Raw genomic sequence first — 19,336 nt, 5'->3', positions numbered from 1 at the left:
CTGGGTTTCCGGGGCGTTTTTCTTTTGGCCTGGGGCGGTGTGCTATCCCACCCGGCGCAAAGACGCGATGGATGGGGCTCCCGGCACGACGTGGCCGAAAGGGTTCGAGGATATGGGCAACCGAAGCGGCCGCGGGGTCCTTCGACTCCGCTCCCTACGGTCGCTTCGCTCAGGATGACGAGGTGGAGGAATTTGAAGATAAAGATACTCTAATCGCGGACCTGGGCGAGGAGACGCTTCCAGTTTTTCTGGTTGCGGCGGTAGCTTTTTTTGAGGTCTTCGAGGATGCGCTCGAAGTCGGTGTGGCCCTGCAGCTTGCGCCAGGCTGGGTTTTTCGAGAACCACGGGTAGTTCTCGTTGCCGAGATAGATGGCGCGGCGGAGCCAGTGGAGCGCTTCGGATTCGTCGCCGTCGAGCGCGAAGTAGGTGGCGAGGCGATAGGCCATCTCGCTGTCGGCTTCGGCGGCGGCAAGCGTGTCTTCGATGATGAAGGTCGCGGCTTTTTCTCGCTCGCCTAACTGCACATAGCAGAGCGCGAGCGTTGGGTAGACGATGCGGATGGTCTTCTCGTCGCGGACAACACCTTCGAGCGTTTCGATGGCGCGTGTGAGATCGCCGGTGCGCATCTGCTGGTAGCCGAGCGAGATGCGCAGCATGGGCTGGCGCGGTTCGAGCGTGAGGCCCTTTTCGAGCTCGTCTGCGGCGAGCTCAAGCTGGTTTTGATATTGATAGACGCGGGCGCGGTGGTTGTAGATGATGGCCGCGTTCGATGGGTTCATGCGCAGAGAGGCGCTGAACTGCTCCATCGCTTCGTCGTACATGCCGTCGGTGCGCAGGGTGAGGCCGGCGACGAGGCGGACGTTCCAGTCGTTGCCCGCGGTCTGGAGCAGGTTTTCGATGCCGTGGCGCGCCGACTCTTTTTCGCCACGCGAGAGCAGCATGTAGACGCGGTAGAGATTGGCTTCGACGGAGCCGGGGTCAAGGGCGAGAGCTTTGTCGAAGGCGCGGCGCGCTTCGACGAGATGCATCTGGCCGCCGAGTGCGTTGCGGGTGTATTGCAGGTGCGCGATGCCGAGGCCCGACCATGCGGGGGCGTACTTTGCGTCCTGCTTGACGACGGAGCTGAAGAGCTGGGAGGCGCGGTCGAGCTCGTCGCGGCTGCCGGTGCGCGTCATAAACGACGAGAGTAGGGCGCGGGCGCGGAGATACTCTTCGGAGACATCTTCCGAGAGCGAGTCGGCGCGGTGCTGGTTCTCCTGCTTGGGCGCTTGCAGGTTGCCGAAGCCCTGAATGGTGCTGAAGACTTCGTTGCAGATCTCGGATTGCACGCTGACGAGGTCGAAGGAGGCGACGTTGATGGAGCCTCCGGCGCGGACGCTCTGGCCGTTCACATCGAGTAGTTGCCAGTTGAGGTCGAAGCCTTTTTCGGAACGCAGGAAGTTTCCGGCGAGAACGAAGTTCACCATCAGCTTTTTGCCGATGCTGAGCGGGTCGAGCTGCTGCGTGGGCAGGTTCATGAGCGAGCTGGACGGGCGCACGACGAGCGAGGACATGCGGGCTAGGCGTGTGGCGATGGCGTCGGCCAGAGCGTAGCCGTAGAGCGGGGCGACGTCGGAGGGGCCGAAGTTGACGAAGGGCAGCACGACGATGGTCTGCTGCTTGTCCGCCGCAGTGATGGCGGATTCGCGGAAGCGTTCGGCGAGCATGGAGAGGATGCCGGTGGAGCGCTTCTCTTCTTCCGGCGTTTCGAGCTGCAGGCGTCCCTGCTGCGAGGTGAGCGAGACGGGCGGCTCGCCGGGGATGAGCACCGAGTCGAGCTGCATGGCCATCATGATGGTCTTGAGGGCCTCGCGCACGTCGGCGGCGGTGGCGAAGCGCGCGGAGGGCTGCTTTTCGAGGCAGTGCAGGATGACGCTTTCGAGCTCCACGGGCAGGTGCGGCGCGATCTCGCGGATGTGTGGCGGGTCGGCGAACTGCGTGGCGCGGATGGTCTGAAACTCGGGCGCGTCGGGGCGATGGAAGGGATGGCGGCCGGTGGCGAGCTCGTAGAGGATGAGGCCGAGGGCGAAGATGTCGGACTGCACGCTGGACTGACCGGTGACGAACTGCTCGGGCGCCATGTAAGCGATGGTGCCTCCGCGTGCGGTGTAGGTGGCGCCGGCGGCTGGCTGGCTGGGTTTTGACGCGGGGCCGGAGGGGTCGAAGTCGAGCTTTTCGGGGGCGAGGCGGCGGGCGAGACCGAAGTCGAGGATCTTGATGAGACCGCCGTCGGTGAGCATGACGTTGGCGGGCTTGAGGTCGCGGTGGAAGATGCCGAGCGAGTGCGCGGCGGAGAGACCGTCGGCGATCTGGATGCCGGCGGAGAGGACCAGTTGCAGCGAGGCGGGGCCTTCGGCGATGAGCCGATCGAGGCTCTTGCCGGGGATGTACTGCATGACGATGTAGGCTTCCTGCTCTTCGCCGCGGGCGCCCCCCTGGCCGTTTTCCGCGGGCGCGGTGCCGACGTCGTAGATGGCGCAGACGTTGGGGTGGTCGATGGCGGAAGCCATGCGCGCTTCGCGGAGCTGCGTGGCGCGCATCTGCTCGGTGGAGAGGTTGCCGCGCTTGAGGAGTTTGAGCACGACCGGGCGCTGGAGGAGGGTGTCGTTGGCGAGAAAGACGACTCCGCTGCCGCCGGAGCCGATGCGGCGGACAAATTCGTATTGCTTGATCTCGCGGCGCTTCATACTTCATTATCGCAAGCGTCGCTGTGAGAAAGATTAATCGCGATGAGGGGATGTTGCTCGCTTGTTCTTCGTGTTCCCGAAACGAACGGTACTGTCGAAGCAAGGAAATCAGATTCCTCCCGCCACGCTTCTGACATTTCTTTGAATTAGGTTGCACTACTAGAGGATCGGTGAGAATATTGCGCGCATGATGAGACTCCCCTCAAAGGACTCGTATTTTTGGCGTGGAGCACTTATAGGCCTGGTCATGCCTCTTGTAATTTTTTTATTCGATCAATTGCTGCCTACCACATGGTGGCTAATTCTCTGGCCAACTTCCTTAATCGGCCACATAGCTCGTCACTCCAGGCACAGCATATCGAGCAGAATACCCCTTCTAATTTTTATCTACGGCGGTAACGTAGTTCTCTACGGACTATTAGCGTGCTCTTTAAAATCTCTTTCACATCGCTGGCGTGCACACCTTTCGGCTAGTAGCGATTAGCGGGCGGCGGCCTGGCGGAGGGTTTCGGCGGCGGACTCGGGTGTGATGTCTCGTTGCGGGCCGCCGAGGAGTTCGAAGCCGACCATGAATTTGCGGACTGTGGCCGAGCGCAGCAGCGGTGGGTAGAAGTGCGCGTGGAAGTGCCACTCGGGGTGGTCTTCGTCGTTGAATGGCTGCGGGTGCAGGCCCATTGAATAGGGGAACGGCGTGTCGAAGACTTTGTCGTAGGTGCTGGTGACGCTTTTGAGGATAGCGGCGAAGTCTTCGCGCTCGGCGTCGGTCATCTCTTCGAGGCCGGCGACGTGGCGCGTGGGCAGCACCATCACTTCAAACGGCCAGACGGCCCAGAATGGGACGAGCGCTATGAAGCTGGCGTTGGAGGCGATGATGCGCTCGGCGAGGCGCGTCTCCATCTCGCGGTAGGCACAGAGCAGGCAGGTGTGGTGCTCGGCGAGATACTGGCGCTGGCCGGCGAGCTCGGCGACGACTTCGTTGGGGATGGAGCGGCTGGCCCAGATCTGTCCGTGCGGGTGCGGGTTGCTGGCGCCCATCATGGCGCCGCGGTTCTCGAAGACCTGCACGTAGGCGATGTCTTCGCGCGAGCCCAGCTCTTTGTACTGCTCGGCCCAGACGTCGACGACGGCGCGGATCTCGGGGACGGACATCTTTGCGAGCGTCAGGTCGTGGCGCGGCGAGAAACAGATAACGCGGCAGATGCCGCTCTCGCCTTCGGCTACGAGCAGGCCCTGGTTGCCCTGGTCGTCGGCGAACTGCGGGGCGTCGGGCTTGAGTGCTGCGAAGTCGTTTTCGAAGACGTAGGTGCTGGTGTACTTGTCGGTGCGTACGCCGCCTGCGCGGGTGTTGCCGGGGCAGAGGTAGCAGTTGGGATCGTAGGTGAGGGCCGCGGGCTGGACGGGCTTTTCGACCTGGCCCTGCCAGGGGCGCTGCGTGCGGTGCGGCGAGACGAGGACCCATTCGCGCTTGAGCGGATTGTAGCGGCGGTGCGGATTATTCTCGGCGAGAGGGTTCATGCGAGGCCTTTCTTCAGCAGCGCGAGTGCGCCGTCGGAGGCTTCGCAGACGAAGCAGTCGGCAGTGATCGCGGTCTCGGCGTGGTACGCGCGGCGTACGGCTTCGACGAAGCTTTCGGCGTCGGCGGATTTTACAAGGTTGACGGTGCAGCCTCCGAAGCCTCCGCCGGTGATGCGCGCGCCGAGGCAGCCGGGCTGACGTGCGGCGATTGCGACCAGCTTGTCCACCTCTTCGCAGCTCGCTTCGAAGTCGTCGCGCATGCTGGCGTGGGCTTCGAACATGAGTTTGCCGAAGCGCACGAGGTCGTCAGCGAGCAGCGCCTTGCGGGCTTCAAGCACGCGGGCGTTTTCGGTGATGATGTGGCGGCAGCGCTTGAAGCTGGCTTCGCTCATCTTGTCGCGGCAGGATTCGAGATCGATGAGTGTAGCGTCGCGGAGCAGGTCGATTCCCCGCTCGCGGCGGATGACGTCCTGGCCGGCGGCGACCTCGTCGCTGCGGTCGCCGTAGCCGCCTGAGGCGTGGGAGTGCTTGACCATGGAGTTGCAGATGACGATGCGCTCGTCTTCAGGGAGCGGCAGGAGTTCGAATTCGAGGGAGCGACAGTCGAGCATCATGGCGCGGTGGGCCACGCCGCCGGCGACGATGAACTGGTCCATGATGCCGCTCTTGGCGCCGACGTACTCGTTTTCGGTGCGGCGGCAGAGAATTGCAACCGTTTTCAACGGAAGCGATTTTTTTTGAAGCGCCAACAGCGCCATCGTCGCCGCAACTTCGATCGAAGCTGAGGAGCTCAGCCCGGCTCCGGGGGGCACATTGCCCGAGAGGCCCATGTTGAAGCCACCGACCGCAATTCCCTCCTGGCGGAGGCTCCAGACGACACCAGCCGGATAGTCGCTCCAATGGCCTGCGGGTGTGTTGCTGCTGAGCGAGGCGATGTCGATGGAACGCTCTTCGTTGAAGTTCGCCGAATAGAAGACCGCGCGCCCATCGCTGCGCGGGCTGATGGTGGCGATGGTGTGAAAGTCTATCGCCATCGGCATCACGAGGCCGCCGGTGTAGTCGGTGTGCTCCCCGATCAGGTTCACGCGCGCCGGCGCTGTAAACGCTTGCGCAGTTTGGCCGAACCTCGCCTCGTGTTTGCGGAGCGCTTCTTCAGTATCCGTTTTCATCGTGCTTTGCATTTGCTCTAACAATCTTCCCTGCCCACTTTATCCTAATCCAAATGACGAAGACACACTGAGATGTCTGGCTGTGATTTATGTCCTAAATTCCAGAGACGTGCATCCAGGCCGAAAGACCCATGCCTGCGTCTTTTTTACGCAGAAAGCCCCAGAAAAGTTCATGGCCAAGAGGCAGCGTCAACGCTGAAGCTAGCCCCATGGCCCGAAAAACCTGAAATTTTCCGCTGTCCGTGAAAGCGTTTGCGGTGAATGTGGCTTTACCGGTTTAGCGATGCCGTTCCATCGTGCGTATCTCGCTTCCGGCCAGGAGAAATGCGCCGACCCCGTAGGTGTAGCTGGAGCTTGCTTTGAATGGGGCAGGCTCGGCCCCGGTCTGCTGGATGCAGCCGAGGCGTCCGTCTGCGTAAACGTGGTCGAGCATGCCCGACCAGGCCCGTGCGATGACCGGGCGGTAGACTTTGCGGTCGAGCAGGCCGTGGTTGACGCCCCAGGCGAGGCTGTAGGTAATGAGAGCGGAGCCGGACATCTCGGGCAGGTCGTAGTTGGCCTGATCGAGCAGGCCGGAGCGCCAGAGGCCGTCTTTGCCTTGCAACTGGGCCATGCGCGCGGCCATCTCTTTGAGCTGCGTCTCATACATGGCGCGGGAGGGGTCGTCTTTGGGGAGATATTCGAGCGTGCGGGCGAGGCCGCCCATGACCCAGCCGTTGCCGCGCGCCCAGAACATCTTTTTGCCGTTGGCCTCGGTGCGGGTGAGGTAGGTGGCATCGCGGGCGTAGAGGTGCTCCTGCTTGTCCCAGAGCAGGTTGGAGGTCTTCAACCATTCCTCGTCGAGGTAGGTGATGTAGTTGTGATCGCCGGTGGCAGCGTACATCCGCGCCCAGACGGGCGGGGCCATGAAGAGCGAGTCGCACCACCACCAGACGAGCTTTTTGCCGGGGCGGCGCGAGATGTGCGGCGCGGCGATGAGCGCGTCCAGCTCGGCCTGGGTCGGCTTCATCATGCCTGGATCTTTTTTGAGCAGGTACATCTCGAGATACATCTGGCCCATGCTTTGGTCGTCGGCGTCGGGGAGGTGCGAGCGGAGCTGCCAGTCGAACTTTTTGCCGACCTGCTGCATGGCGTCGCGGTAGGGCGTGTAGTGGAGCGAGTCGGCAGCGGCCATGTAACCGGCGTAGAGCGCGCTCCAGGTCCAGATGCGGTCGAAGTAAGGCTCGGCGCGGGCCATCTGCCAGTCGCCCACTTTGCGCATAGCTTTGGCGACGGCTGCGGGCTTGAGCGAGTGCGAGAGATCTTTGGCGAGAGGGCCGGGGTTGTCGGGGTCGTCGCCGAAGTGGCGCGAATTGTCCTTGGCAATGCCTGCCAACTGCTGCGGCGTGGCGTTTGCCATCGTGACCTGCTGCGCTGTTGCCGCCATGCTTGTGCCCAAGGCGAGACAAAGACAGATGCTGATTCCCCGATACATGAAAGATCCTCCGCGTTTTGCTTTCTAAAAATAAACCCGGCCTGGACATGAGAGAAGTCCAGACCGGGGATGGTTCAGAGTTGTGCCGTTAGAAGTTCAGCCTTCCGGAGAACTGGAAGTCGCGGCTGCCGCCGTTGTTGGTGGCGGAGCTTACGGTTCCGAAGCTGGCACTGTTGGCGCTTACGTTAATGCCGCCAAATGTAACTTTATTGGTTACATTCTGGCAGTCCACGGCGAAGATAAACTTCACACGCTCCGGAGTAACATTGAAGCTGCGCCGCAGGCTGGCGTTGAGGTTGTAGACGCCAGGACCACGGAGGTTGTAGACACCCATACGCGGTGCGTCGCCGATCATGAACTGGCCGGGGTTGCAGAACGCTGTTACAGACGTGCCGCATGGAGTGGCGTTGCCGTTCGCATCGCCGCCGTCGCCAAGCGTCGAGTTGCCGATGTAGCCGTTGGCATACACGATCTTGCCGAGCGTTGTCGCGGTGGTTCCCTTGCCCCAGCTTCCGTTCTGGCGGATGCTCTTGCCGGCAAAGGCAGGGTTGATGTCAGGCATGCAGGTACCCGCAGTCGGCTGATACGTGCCGGTGCAGGAGCTTGCGGTGACGGCCAGCGGCGCGGACGCGACGTAGGTGAAGACGCCGGAGAACGTCCAACCGCCAGCCAGCGTGCGGACGAGCAGGCTATTGGATCCGATCTGGCCCTTGCCGAATGGCAGGCTGTAGACACCGTAGATGGAGAGGTTCTGCGGAACGTTGTTGGCGCTCAGAGAACGGTCGATACGATTCTGCTTGTACGCCTTGCCGGTGGCGATGACGCTGGCCGGAATGGCCCAGCCGCTGCGCTGCGTGCCTGCGTCGTCGATGTCCTTCGAGTAGGTGTAGTTGAGGTTAAAGGTGAGTCCATTCGAGACGCGTTTGGCCAGCGAGACCTGCAGCGAGTGGTAGCTGGAGTTCGCCGACTGGCTGCCCCAGGTGTCGGTGGTGCCGGAGTACTGCGGCATCCACTTCAAGCTCTGAGCGATGGTTGCCTGGCCCTGTCCTTTGCTGGTTGCCGCCGCGGCCTGGAAACCGGCGTACGGCCCGGCCACTGGCAACTGCGGAATACCGGCCTTCGCCGCAATGACGTTGGCAGCGGCTACGTTGGCAGGAGTTGCAGGGGCCGAGAGCAGCGTGCCCAGTGCCCAGTAGATCGGATTGATCTGGCCGGACTGAAGACCGCGCATGTTGCTTGCACCGGCGAGGAAGTGGCTCTCCGTTCCGGCGTAGTTCACGGTGATGGTGATGTCGTTGGTAAGCTGACGTTGCACGCCGAAGTTCCAGAAATTGAACTCCGGAGCGCGGCCCGAGAGATATGGATCGGCGTATCCCGGGGCGCCGCTGGCCTGGATGAATGCTCCGGTGCTGCTGACCGTATTGCCGACGTTCAGGGTCTGGCTGATCGCTCCCGGAGGCGTGATCGCCGGGACCGAGTAGTTGGGCCCGCCGAAGTTTGCGTTGCTCTGCCCGATGCCCGCAAAGTAGGAGCTCGTGTTGAGGTAGAAGGCAGGGCCAGCAGCAGGACCGGCAGCGCCGTCAGGGAACGAGGGTGAGCTGGTGAATCCGAGCTGCGATGGGCCGGTGCCCGCGCCGCCTGCGCCGCCCGTGCCGCCGCCGTGCGAGTAGACCGTGGCAAAGGCACCGCGGAAGACTGTCTTGTCGTTCATCGCATAGGCAAAGCCGACGCGTGGACCCCAGTTCTTCATGTAATTGTGCGCGGGCGACGAGCAGCCACAACTGACGCCCGCGCCGCCGACGTTACCCGCGAATTGGAGTGTGCCAGGGTTGCCGGTAACGGGGTTCGTCAGAGTTGCATTCAGGAAGGAGAAGCGGTTTTGCGCTTCCTGATAGGAGGGGAGGTAATCCCAGCGCAGGCCGAGGTTCAGCGTGAGCTTGGGCGTGATCTTCCAGTCGTCCTGGAAGTACGGAGCGAAGGGACGGTAGCGTCCGCCCAGAACAGAGAACGGCTGCAGCGTGATGCCCGTGCTGCCGACGGCTCCCAGCAGGAAGCTCGCGTAGGAATAGCCCGTGCTGCTCACATAAGCGCTGCCGTTTTCCTGCGCGGTTTCGTTGGTGCCCCAGTTCAGAGTAAGCGAAGAGGTCGGGCCGTCGTAGGACGAGGACTGGTCCTCGAGTCTCTGCACCTGGATGCCGAACGTCATGGCGTGTTTGCCTTTGATCCAGAGCAGATTGTCGACCAGCGTAAAGGTGTTGTTCACCGTCGTGGAGGTGACGCCTGAGCCACCTTCTCCCCACTCGCTCTGCGCGTTGCTTCCACCGAAGATACTGGTGGGAAATTCTGTAACGGCCTGGCCGTTCGATGGTACGCCGGAGAAATTAATGCCCATCAATGAGGCCGCATATTGCGTTCCCTCGGTGATGTTTTTGACCGGCGGTCCTCCGAAGTTGCTGAAACCGAACTTGAACTGGTTGACGAGGTTCTGCGTGAAGCTGTAGGAGTCGGACAGATCGGCCCAGTGGCCAGCGACGGTGGAGAAGGTGGTGCCAAGATAAGGCAGCGGCAGAACGTCCGATGTGCCAGTGTAGGGCACAGCATGACGATTGCCTCCAGTGATGGTGAATGCGATCGACTGTTTCGGCGAGACGGTGTAGTCGACGCGTCCAGAGTAGAGCCAGTTGTCATAGCCGCTCGGGATGCCGCCGAGATAGTTGTTCTGAATTCCCGAGGTGGTCGGCGTTGGCATATAGGACTGCATCTTCTGCGCAATAGGTGAAATCTCGCCGGCGGGAATGATGTTCGGAGTAGGCAGGCCATTCTTCATTCCGGTGAGCGGCTGACGTGTGCAGGCGCTTCCTACGCAGGAATTCGTCGTCGGATCGTAGATCAGGTAGCCGGGACCGCTCTGCGGGCCTGCTCCAGTACCGGCGGACTGCTTGGCGTTGAGCAACTCGGTAAAGTCGCCCTGCTGCATGAGCGTGGTGGGAATCGTCGCGGTGGAATAGTTCGGGGCCGAGCGGGTGTGGGTTCGGTCATAGGCAGCGAAGAAAAACATCTTGTTGTGTCCGTCGAAGACGTGCGGGATGACGACTGGGCCGCCGACAGCAGCGGTGAATTCGTTCTGATGATCCACGGGCTTGCCAACGGGAACCGTGACAATGGCGCCATTGACCAGCTTCTTCTGCGTGGCGTAAGCCGCCGTGAAGCCCCACGTGTCGAAGATCGTGTTACGAACAAAGTCGGCGATCGTGCCGTGATACTCGTTGCCGCCGGACTTCATCGAATAGTTCACCGAACCTGCGCCCTGGTATTCAACCGACTGGCCGCTGGTCAGTGCGCCAATTTCGCCGATGCCTTCGAGGGGAACGACGTTAAAGATGGGGCGATTGTCGCCGATCTGGCTGATCGTGGTCAGAGGAATGCCGTCGAGGTAGACCTCCTGAACGCGATTGGCGGTGCCGGAGAAGAGCGAGGAGCGGCTGCCCGCCTGCGCGCCCGGCAGCAGGTTCGAGAACGATGTAACGTCGCGCTGCTGATTGCCCGCCACCATCAGGGGCAGGTCCATAAACTCCTTGCTGGAGATGTTGGCGCCCAGCGTGGCGTTCGCCGTGTCGAGCGCGGGTGGGGCCTCTGTCACCGTGACAGTCGTGCTCTGGTTGCCAACTTTGAGCGCGGCGTTCAGGCCGAAGACCTGATTCTGGTCGATCTCGATCTTGTCCTGCTGGAAGGTCTGAAAGCCAGGAGCTGTGACCGTCACCGAGTAGCTGCCTACGATAAGCGGGCTGATCTGGTAGACCCCAGCCGAAGATGTCTTGCGTGAGGTCTCGACACCGGTCGCGTTATTGTGTGCCGTGACGGTCGCGCTCGGAATCACAGCGCCGGTCGTGTCGGTCACAGTGCCGGTAATTGCGCCTTCACCTGCGGTCTGGGCGAATGATGTTGCGGCGCAGAGGCCGAAGCAGATGGCCAGGGCCAGCCACAATTTCATTCTGTAAACCGTTTCTAATTCGTGCTTGAACGACGATCTTGTGTTCCGCATCTGTTGGCCTCTCCAGAAAAGTCTTTCGGGAATTTGTTCCAGACGCGGCTGCGGTGGTTTGACCATCCCGGCTATTCGTCTGGCTAGAGGGCAATCTACGTGACCGCAGAAATGAATGTCAATAGAAAAATAATTTCGCGCAATTCGGAACATTCTGCGCCGAGGGCAACCACGGCAAGGCGGCAGCTAAGAGCACGGCTCACGCTTGCGCCATGTCTGGCTAAAACGAATCAGTTTAGGATGCTTTCGCTTCTTCTCCCGGAATGACCGCCTGAAGTTATTCTTCCCGGAGGACTTCGAGCGGGCGCTGGCCGAGGATGCGGTGGCTCGCAAGCCAACCGGTCAAGACCATGAGGATTGCAGTTGAAGCGAGCGCGAGGAGTGACCAGTCCCAGCGAATGTGGTAGGACACCTTCATCCTGCCAAGCATGACATGTGCAACCAGATTGGCGAAGATGACACCAACCAAACCCGCTACCAGTCCCAACGCCGCGAACTCGATGGTGAAGATGGTTGCGATGCGGGCGCGGGTGGCGCCGAGGGTCTTGAGCACGACCACTTCGCGGATGCGACGGTAGCGCGTGCCTGCGATGCAGCTTGCCAGGATGATCGCCCCAGCGAAGATGCTGAACGCGGCGAGGAACTGGATGACATACGTGATCTGAATGACCACGGCGCGGATTGCTTCGAGCGCCTCTGCCACGTTGATGACGGTGACGGTGGGGTAGGCATTGAAGAGCGCTCGCTGCAGTTCGCCTACGCGTCCCGGCGTGGCATGGATGCCTCCATACCAGACCACGGGCAGGCCGGCGAGCGGATGCTGCGTCATGATGAACTCGGCGCGGGAATATGCGTGCTGGCCGTCGGCTTTGGTGAGTGCTGCGACGGTAGCGACTATCGTGGAGTCTTCGGCGGCGAAGGTGATGTGGGAGCCGACCTTGACGCCGAGCCGCTCGGCCTGGCGCTGGTCGATTGCCACGAGCGGGTGCTTCTCGTGGGGCGACCACCACTTCCCTTCTACGGCTTTGGTGCCCGGCGGGGGCGCGTCTGACCAAGTGAGCGAGATCGAGCGGAGCATTCGCTGCGGTAAGTTCCTGAGTTTGAGCTGCTCGACAGGAACTCCGTCTATCGCGATGATGCGTGAGGACACAACGGGCATCATTTCAGGCGGAGCGGTGACGCTTGGCTGCGATTTGAGCAGGTGGCGTACGCCGTCGATCTCGTTGCTGGTGATGTCGAGCAGGAAGACATTCGGCAGGTTGGGCGCAGCGGAGATGTGCAGCTCATGGACGACGGCCTGCTGGACAAGGTAGACCGTCATCATCTGCATGACGCCGAGGCCGAGCGCAGCTAGCATGGCCGCCGAAGGGTTTCCAGGGCGATAGAGGTTCGCAAGCCCGTGGCGCACGGCTGAAGGCAGGCTTAGGCGCGTCTTCGCAAGAAAGACTCGAAGTCCCCAGAGTACTAATGCGGAAGCGGCAAGCAATACCAGCAGCACGCTAACCAGTCCTAGAGAAAATATCTTGCCGATCATTGCGGAATCGGAGAGTGTCGCCGCAATGGCTATGAGCCCGCCGATAATCAGTATGGCTGCGCAGATCTGCGCGAGGCTCTTACGCGCTTTCTGCCAGAGCGCCGAGATAAACGGATCGTCGTTTTGCTCCACTGCGCGGCGCAGGATGAGGATGGGACGCACGCCGCGAATGTCGAGCAATTGAGGAAGCGTGAACAAAAGCGTCGTCAATACGCCGACGGCGAGGCCAGTGCTGATTGCTGCCGGATGCACGCGTATGGTGGCGTGGATGTTCACCAGATGCGCGAGCAGGTATGGAAACGCGCGCTCGACGGCTGCACCAAGAGCCACTCCGATGATGCCTCCTATCAGGCCCAGCAGCAGCGTCTGGAGCAGGTAGATCTTCATGATCTGACTCGAGCGGGCGCCGAGCGACTTCATAATGGCGATGGTGTCCAGCCTCTGTTCGAGGTGCGCGCGCATCGCCATGGCAACGCCGATTGCACCGAGCACGAGCGCGACCAGACTCATCAGCGAGAGCAGGCCGGTGGCACGGTCTAGGCCCTGGGTGAGCGCGGGATTGGTCTCGCGGTAGTCTGTTACCTGTGATTCAGGCAGGAGTTGTTCCAGGCGCGTCTTCAGGTCGGCGACGGCTTTGTCGGAGATTGGCTCGCCGTTCGGGGGCTTCGGCACTTTGAAGAGATAGCGCTGTCCGGCGTGGCTGCCGGGTGCGAGCAGCCCACTTGAATCCAGACCATCGCGCGAGATGAGCACGCGTGGGCCTGCGGCGAAGCTTCCAGAGAGGCGGTCCGGCTCGCTCACGACTACTGAGGCGATGCGGAATATCTTTGTGCCGATCTTGAGCTGGTCGCCGACGCTGAGATGGAGGCGCACGAGCAGGTCGTCGGCTACTACTACGGTGTCTGGCGTGAGTACATCTTTGAGCGACGCGGCAGGAGCGAGCTGCGCGGTGCCGTAGAACGGGTACTTCAGCGGGTCGACAGCTTTGAGCGAGACGAGCAGCGGATCGAGCGTCTTCGCGGAGGAGACCATGGAAAGCATCTCAGTGACGGGCGTCATCTGGACGCCTATGGCAGCAATCTTGTCGAGGCCCTTCTGCTGGTCATGCGTGGGTTGCTGAAACATGCGTGCGGAGACATCCGCCGCCATGATGCTGCGTGCCTGTTCAAGCAGAGCGCTGCGGAACGAGTAAGAGAAGCCGCGCACGCCGCTCAACGCGGCAACGCCGATCGCTACCGACAGCACGACGAAGAAGAATTTGCCGCGCGAGGAGTGCATCTCGCGGATAGCGATTTTGCTTGCCGACTTCCAGGAGAGGCTCGCCACAGTAGGCTCCTATCGGGCTACGGCAGCGGACTGCTGCTGCTCGTTGTCGGACTCTGCGAGGTCGTCGGAGATAATCTGACCGTCGCTCAGCACGATGCGGCGTCCGGCGTGGGCGGCGAGCGCCGGGTCATGCGTCACGAGCACAAGCGTTGTGCCTTCGATGCGGTTCAGGTCGAGCAGGAGGTTGAGTACGTGCGAACCGTTTGTTGTGTCCAGATTGCCCGTGGGCTCGTCGGCCAGCACAATGGGCGGGCGCAGCATAAAGGCGCGGGCCAGCGCAACGCGCTGTTGCTCGCCGCCAGAGAGCTGCACGGGGTAGTGGCTCATTCTGTCGCCGAGGCCAACGTTGGCGAGCAGCTCGCGCGCGCGGGTCAGGCCGCTCTCCTTTGTGTCGGCATTCAGTTCGTGTGGAAGCAGGACGTTTTCGAGCGCCGTCAGGGTGGGCACAAGTTGATACGACTGGAAGACAAAGCCGATGGTTTTTCCGCGCACCTGTGCCAACTGGTCTTCAGGCAGATAGCTAATCACTGTGCCATTGAGCCACACGTTGCCTGCGCTTGGCGTGTCGAGCCCGGCGAGCAGACCAAGCAATGTCGATTTGCCACTGCCACTGGCTCCCATGATGGCGATAAACTGCCCTTGTGGCACCGTGAAGCTGATGCCCTTAAGAATGTCTACGGTACGGCTGCCGTTACGGATGGATTTGCGCAGCCCCTCAACAGCAATCATTGGCGCCTTCGTTGTGACCGATTCACTCACTGTCCGCATCTCACTTTTCAGCATCTCACTTTTAGGCAGATGAAAGAAATGCAGCGAACCCGGTCTTTTCTTATAGTAGCGATCATCGCGCTGACGCTTAGTGGTTGCCGTACGCCTGCCTCCTCTGAAGCCCACTCCTTCACAGATGCAGATACGCATCAAAATGGAGCAAAGATCATCGATTCAGAAGAAAAAAATGCGTCAGATCAACAAGTTTTGACGCCAGCGCAGGATAACGGTCCCCTGCTGGTCTGTTTTGGCGACAGCCTGACCGCTGGTCACGGCACGGATATTGGGCAGAGCTATCCCGATTATCTGCAAGCCGACCTGGACGCGCGCGGCTATCACTATCGTGTTGTAAATGAAGGCATCAGCGGAAATACGACCAAGGATGGCGTCGGACGGCTTGCCCACATTCTCTCGCTGAAGCCTGCCGTTGTTGTGGTGGAGTTCGGTGGCAATGATGGACTGCGCGGGTTGCCCATTGCCGATACGCGCGCTAATCTCGACAAAATTGTTGGGACGCTCAAGAAGAATGGCATTAGGGTCGCATTGGCTGGCATCACACTTCCACCGAACTATGGCCCGGACTACATCAAGCAGTTCGATAAGACATACACACTGCTTGCCGCGAAGTATCATGTGCCACTGCTGCCGTTTTTGCTGAAGGGCGTCTTCGGTGTTCCAGGCATGATGCAGGAGGACCAAACCCATGCGACTGCGGCTGGGAACAAGATTGTGGCGAAGAATGTTCTACCGCTGGTGACGCCGCTGATGAAGCGCTAGCCCAATACAACAATCGGCTGCATGAGTGTCCCGGCGACGCGGCGTGTGATGGCGAGCATGTCCGTGGGTGTGGTGAACACCTTTACGAGCGGGGCTGAGGAGAACTCCGGCAGGTTGACCTGCATGCCGTTGCGCAGGCGGCCTGCAAGTTGCTCGTCCACGGTGACAGACGGCATCTCAGGCAGCAGCGTGCGCGGGTGCGGCAGCATCGCTTCGATCTCTTTGGGGGACGAGGCCTGCTTCAAGCGGTCTACCGTGACCGCCTGGGCCAGTGTGAATGCTCCCGCCTGTGTGCGGCGCAGCGTCGCGAGATGCGCGCCACAGCCTGCCATCTGGCCCAACTCGTGCGCGACCGAACGCACGTAGCCTCCAGCGGAGACGCACATGGTGAAGGTTGCCGTGTCACCTTCGAGTGCGGTCAGCTCGAAGCTATGGATGGTGATGCGCGCCGGCTTCACGGGAACTTCAGCGCCGGCGCGCGCGAGTTTGTGCGCGGGTACGCCGTTGATCTTTTTCGCTGAGAAGACGGGCGGCACCTGGTCTATCTCGCCGCGAAATGACACTGATAATGCGCGCAGGTCTGCGAGCGATCTGGTCAGCGATTGCGGCTCGCTGACTGGCGTGCCTTCGGCATCAAAGGTGTCAGTTGCGAAGCCGAAACGGATGTGTCCCTCGTAGTGTTTTTCGGCCTGGCCGAAGAACTGCGCGAGGCGCGTGTATTTGCCGAGCAGCAGCGGCAAAACGCCAGTGGCCATCGGGTCCAGCGTGCCGAGGTGTCCGATGGATTTTTCGCCGGTGGCGCGGCGAACGATGGCGACGACATCGTGCGAGGTGAGGCCGGAGGGTTTGTCGAGTACGAGCAGGCCATTCATGGGGAGGTCTTGTCAGTCTAACCCAGACGGCGTTGCGCTCAGCGTTTAGAGGACGCCGTTCTGCCGCACCAGCGAGAGGAACTCGTTGCGCGTCTGGAGCTGCGTTTTGAAGACGCCGAGCATTGCGGAGGTGACGGTGCTGGAGTGCTGTTTTTCGACGCCACGCATCATCATGCAGAGGTGTGCCGCCTCCATGATAACGGCCACGCCCTGCGGGTTGATGGCCTCGGTGATGGCTTCGCCGATTTGACGCGTGAGCCTCTCCTGCACCTGGAGGCGGCGCGAGAAGACGTCGACCAGGCGCGGGATTTTGCTGAGGCCGATCACCTTGCCGTTGGGCACGTATGCGATGTGCGCCTTGCCGAAGAACGGCAGCATGTGGTGCTCGCACATCGAGTAGAACTCGATGTCTTTGACGATCACCATCTCGTCGTAGTCAACATCGAAGAGAGCGCCGTGCAGCACCTCGTTCACATTCATCTTGTAGCCGCGGGTGAGAAAGGCCATGGCCTTCTCCATGCGCTCTGGCGTGCGCTGGAGGCCGTCGCGGTTGGGGTCTTCGCCGATGCGGACGAGCAGTTCGCGGTAGAGGTCTTGTGTGGAGACGGCCTCGAGTGCCGTAGACTCAATGGTCGATACGTTGCGTGACATAAAAACTCCTATCGCGTTCCCGGAGCAGGTGAAGCACCGCCGACGTAGTCGAAGGAGTTGTTGCTGGTCTCCTCGACGTGAATGCGCTCCAGATGGGCGGCGGTAAAGTTCTGGAAGATGCTGTAGATCTCTGCTGTAAGGTTCTCGGTCGTTGAAACCGTGTTTTGAAAACAGTCGAGCGTGTTCAGGTTTGCGTGGTCGAACTTCGCCAGCAGGTTTTTCTGTGCGAACAAATCGAGGTCGGCGAGATTGCAGACCATGCCCGTTGCAGGATCGACCTGGCCGCTCAGCGTCACCTGGACGGTGTAGTTGTGGCCGTGTCCGTGCGGGTTGTTGCACTTGCCGTAGATCTCGCGGTTGCGAGCAGCGTCGTAGGCATCCGTGTTGAGGCGGTGCGAGGCGCTGAAGTGATAGCGGCGTGAGAGATAGGCCTTCATGGCTCACCATAGTAGTCGGCGAAGAGGTCGGGCATCTCGTAGATGCGCACGCGGTGCAGCTTTGCGTTAGGAATCTTGCCGTCAAGCCTGCGCCAGATCGCGATGGCGATGTTCTCTGTCGTTGGGATGGAATCTTTGAACTCGGGGACTTCGAGATTCAGATGGCGATGGTCGTAGACGCTGACAACTTCGTGCTCGAGGATGTCCTTCAACTGCTTAAGATCGACGACGAAGCCGGTGACGGGATCGATCTCGCCCCCGATGGTGACCTCGAGCGTGTAGTTGTGGCCGTGGCCGTTGCGGTTGGCGCACTTGCCGAAGACACGCTCGTTCTCTTCGCGGGACCACGCGTCGTTCCAGTAATAATGTGCCGAGGAGAACTCGGCTTTGCGCGTAAGAAAGATCATGCCTGTCCTTTACTTAAGATGCGACACGGGGCATCCGGTTACAAATCACCGTACCGGGTTGTAACTACGCCCCTTCCAGACTACCGACTTTTTCACTCTGCGGTAGTAGACGCTGCGCAGCAACAGATAGACAAACATGGGTATGCCGAGGACTGAAATGGCTATATCCGCGGCGGGAAAATGCGAACGGGCGACGCGCGCGTAGAAGCGCCACAGCGTGCGTGCCCAGATCAGCAGAATGACCCAGCGCTGCCACGGCACCAGCCACCAGATGCCGAACGCCGCCAGGGGCAATCCGAAGAAGAGTATGACGTCGAGCACACGCCACAGCGCCAGCGCTACGGGCTTTGGAAAGAGCAGCGCGAGGTTTTTTGTCCAGCCTTCGACCATCTCGGTTGTGGTGCGGTACATGCGCGTGTGGAGGGCTTCGGGGGCGTAGCGGAAGCGGATGGCAGCGGGCTTGCGCTTGATGTTGTACGCCAGCTCCACGTCTTCCAGCACGGCATCGCTTACAGCTCGATGGCCGCCTACTGCGAAGTAGGCTGCGCGCTCGACCATCAGGAACTGGCCGTTGGCCGCGGCGATGCTTTGGTCCGGGTCGTTGATCTTCTTCATCGCGTACACCGACGCCAGCTCTGAAAACACCAGCGGCATCACGGCGTGCTGCCAGAAGCCGCTTACGATCTGCCGTGGCGAGTAGGAGAGCAGCGCCGCGTTATGCCGCTCGGCCTCGCGCAAGGCACGCGATAGGTCACCCGGCTCGTGGACTGTGTCTGCATCGGTGAAGAGTAGATGGCCGCCTTGCGCGACCTGTGCTGCGGTCCAGCAGGCGTTGGTTTTTCCAGTGAATCCGCCGCGCTCGCTTAGGTCGAGTGGTGGCGCGGTCAGGATGGTCACACCTGCCTGGCTAGCCGCGATGGCTTCAGCGATCTTTCGCGTGCCGTCGGTCGAGTCGTCGTCGACGACGATCAGCTCCCACTGCTTGCCTAGCTCAAAACCCGGCTCCGACTGCTGGACCAGGGATGCGAGGCACTCGCCCAGCGAGCGCTCCTCGTTGCGCGCAGGCACGATCACCGAAAGTTCCATGATGGCCGTCACTCCGGCCGATTGCACGCGTTCGCTCACAAGTTCGTATTATAGGAAGTGGAGAAGATCGTGCCTAAAATCCTTGCGGCCCTTACGCTGGCCCTGATTCTTGTCACCGGCTGCGACCGCGGCAGCCACCCACGCAACATCGGCAAGTCTGCGCCGCTGTTCTCTATTTCGGACGGCACCCATTCGGTGGATTTGAGCAAGCTGCGCGGCCATGTTGTTGTGCTGAATCTGTGGGCGACGTGGTGTCCGCCATGTGTGGAAGAGCTGCCCAGCCTGCTGGCGCTGCACGAGAAGATGCCGAATCTTGAGATCGTCGCCATCAGCATGGATCAGGACCCCGATGTTTACCACCAGTTCCTCGTTCAGCATCACGTCGATCTGGTCACGATCCGCGATGCAGACCAGCGCATCAATGCGCTCTATGGGACGGTGCAGATTCCCGAGACGTACATCATCGACCGCCAGGGCGTGCTGCGCAGGAAGTTCATCGGCGCGCAGGACTGGACCGATCCGAACATTATGGGCTATCTGGCGAAGATGTAG

The 19,336-nt window shown here is 61.1% G+C and carries 14 protein-coding genes; 2 read left to right on the top strand and 12 right to left on the bottom strand.

From position 1 onward, the window contains the following. Positions 1–209: 209 nt before the first annotated feature. The 7 genes from IEX36_RS01970 to IEX36_RS01940 form a co-directional block, all read right to left on the bottom strand. Positions 210–2,726, bottom strand: coding sequence for a serine/threonine-protein kinase (locus IEX36_RS01970; protein ID WP_188757669.1), 2,517 nt, complete (start codon positions 2,724–2,726; stop codon positions 210–212). Positions 2,727–3,206: 480 nt separating this feature from the next. Next, the gene (locus IEX36_RS01965; protein WP_188757668.1) at positions 3,207–4,241 is read right to left on the bottom strand and encodes a UDP-glucose--hexose-1-phosphate uridylyltransferase; all 1,035 of its coding nucleotides are present in this window, start codon (positions 4,239–4,241) and stop codon (positions 3,207–3,209) included. Then, entirely contained in the window at positions 4,238–5,410 is a 1,173-nt protein-coding gene (gene galK, locus IEX36_RS01960) for a galactokinase (protein WP_188757667.1), read from the bottom strand. Before galK ends, IEX36_RS01965 begins: the two co-directional genes overlap by 4 nt. A gap of 277 nt (positions 5,411–5,687) precedes the next feature. After that, positions 5,688–6,884, bottom strand: coding sequence for a glycoside hydrolase family 88/105 protein (locus IEX36_RS01955; RefSeq protein ID WP_229668639.1), 1,197 nt, complete (start codon positions 6,882–6,884; stop codon positions 5,688–5,690). An 88-nt stretch (positions 6,885–6,972) separates the two neighbouring features. Next, positions 6,973–10,875, bottom strand: a complete 3,903-nt coding sequence (locus IEX36_RS01950; RefSeq protein WP_188757666.1) for a carboxypeptidase-like regulatory domain-containing protein — start codon at positions 10,873–10,875, stop codon at positions 6,973–6,975. Between the two features lie 328 nt (positions 10,876–11,203). Then, a complete protein-coding gene (locus tag IEX36_RS01945; RefSeq protein ID WP_188757665.1) occupies positions 11,204–13,786 on the bottom strand; it encodes an ABC transporter permease in 2,583 nt (860 codons plus the stop codon). A 9-nt stretch (positions 13,787–13,795) separates the two neighbouring features. Next, complete coding sequence (locus IEX36_RS01940; protein ID WP_188759748.1) at positions 13,796–14,515, bottom strand: ABC transporter ATP-binding protein; 720 nt, start codon at positions 14,513–14,515, stop codon at positions 13,796–13,798. A gap of 246 nt (positions 14,516–14,761) precedes the next feature. Between IEX36_RS01940 and IEX36_RS01935 the strand changes: the two genes are divergently transcribed. Next, positions 14,762–15,331 carry an arylesterase gene (locus IEX36_RS01935; RefSeq protein WP_229668638.1) on the top strand — a complete coding sequence of 190 codons (570 nt, stop codon included), beginning with the start codon at positions 14,762–14,764 and terminating at the stop codon, positions 15,329–15,331. On the opposite strand, the gene truB is transcribed toward IEX36_RS01935, so the two are convergent. Genes truB through IEX36_RS01910 form a run of 5 tightly spaced genes read right to left on the bottom strand, consistent with a single transcriptional unit; the run spans position 15,328 to position 18,811 of the window. Continuing rightward, positions 15,328–16,203, bottom strand: coding sequence for a tRNA pseudouridine(55) synthase TruB (gene truB, locus IEX36_RS01930; protein WP_188757663.1), 876 nt, complete (start codon positions 16,201–16,203; stop codon positions 15,328–15,330). The two genes, IEX36_RS01935 and truB, sit on opposite strands and share 4 nt — an antisense overlap. Before the next feature lie 45 nt (positions 16,204–16,248). Next, positions 16,249–16,854 carry a GTP cyclohydrolase I FolE gene (gene folE / locus IEX36_RS01925; RefSeq protein WP_188757662.1) on the bottom strand — a complete coding sequence of 202 codons (606 nt, stop codon included), beginning with the start codon at positions 16,852–16,854 and terminating at the stop codon, positions 16,249–16,251. An 8-nt stretch (positions 16,855–16,862) separates the two neighbouring features. Next, complete coding sequence (locus IEX36_RS01920; protein WP_188757661.1) at positions 16,863–17,291, bottom strand: 6-carboxytetrahydropterin synthase; 429 nt, start codon at positions 17,289–17,291, stop codon at positions 16,863–16,865. Further along, positions 17,288–17,698 (bottom strand): 6-pyruvoyl trahydropterin synthase family protein, encoded by a 411-nt coding sequence (locus tag IEX36_RS01915; protein ID WP_188757660.1) that lies wholly within the window; start codon positions 17,696–17,698, stop codon positions 17,288–17,290. The genes IEX36_RS01920 and IEX36_RS01915 overlap by 4 nt, the downstream gene beginning before the upstream one ends. A gap of 45 nt (positions 17,699–17,743) precedes the next feature. Continuing rightward, complete coding sequence (locus tag IEX36_RS01910; RefSeq protein WP_229668637.1) at positions 17,744–18,811, bottom strand: glycosyltransferase family 2 protein; 1,068 nt, start codon at positions 18,809–18,811, stop codon at positions 17,744–17,746. A 42-nt stretch (positions 18,812–18,853) separates the two neighbouring features. Here IEX36_RS01910 and IEX36_RS01905 point away from each other — a divergent pair, with 42 nt between their 5' ends. Continuing rightward, entirely contained in the window at positions 18,854–19,336 is a 483-nt protein-coding gene (locus tag IEX36_RS01905; RefSeq protein ID WP_188757659.1) for a TlpA family protein disulfide reductase, read from the top strand.

The organism is Edaphobacter acidisoli (assembly GCF_014642855.1).
GTDB classification, from domain to species: domain Bacteria; phylum Acidobacteriota; class Terriglobia; order Terriglobales; family Acidobacteriaceae; genus Edaphobacter; species Edaphobacter acidisoli.
The sequence above is the reverse complement of the archived record's forward strand: the minus strand, read 5'-3'. Positions and strand labels throughout refer to the sequence as shown.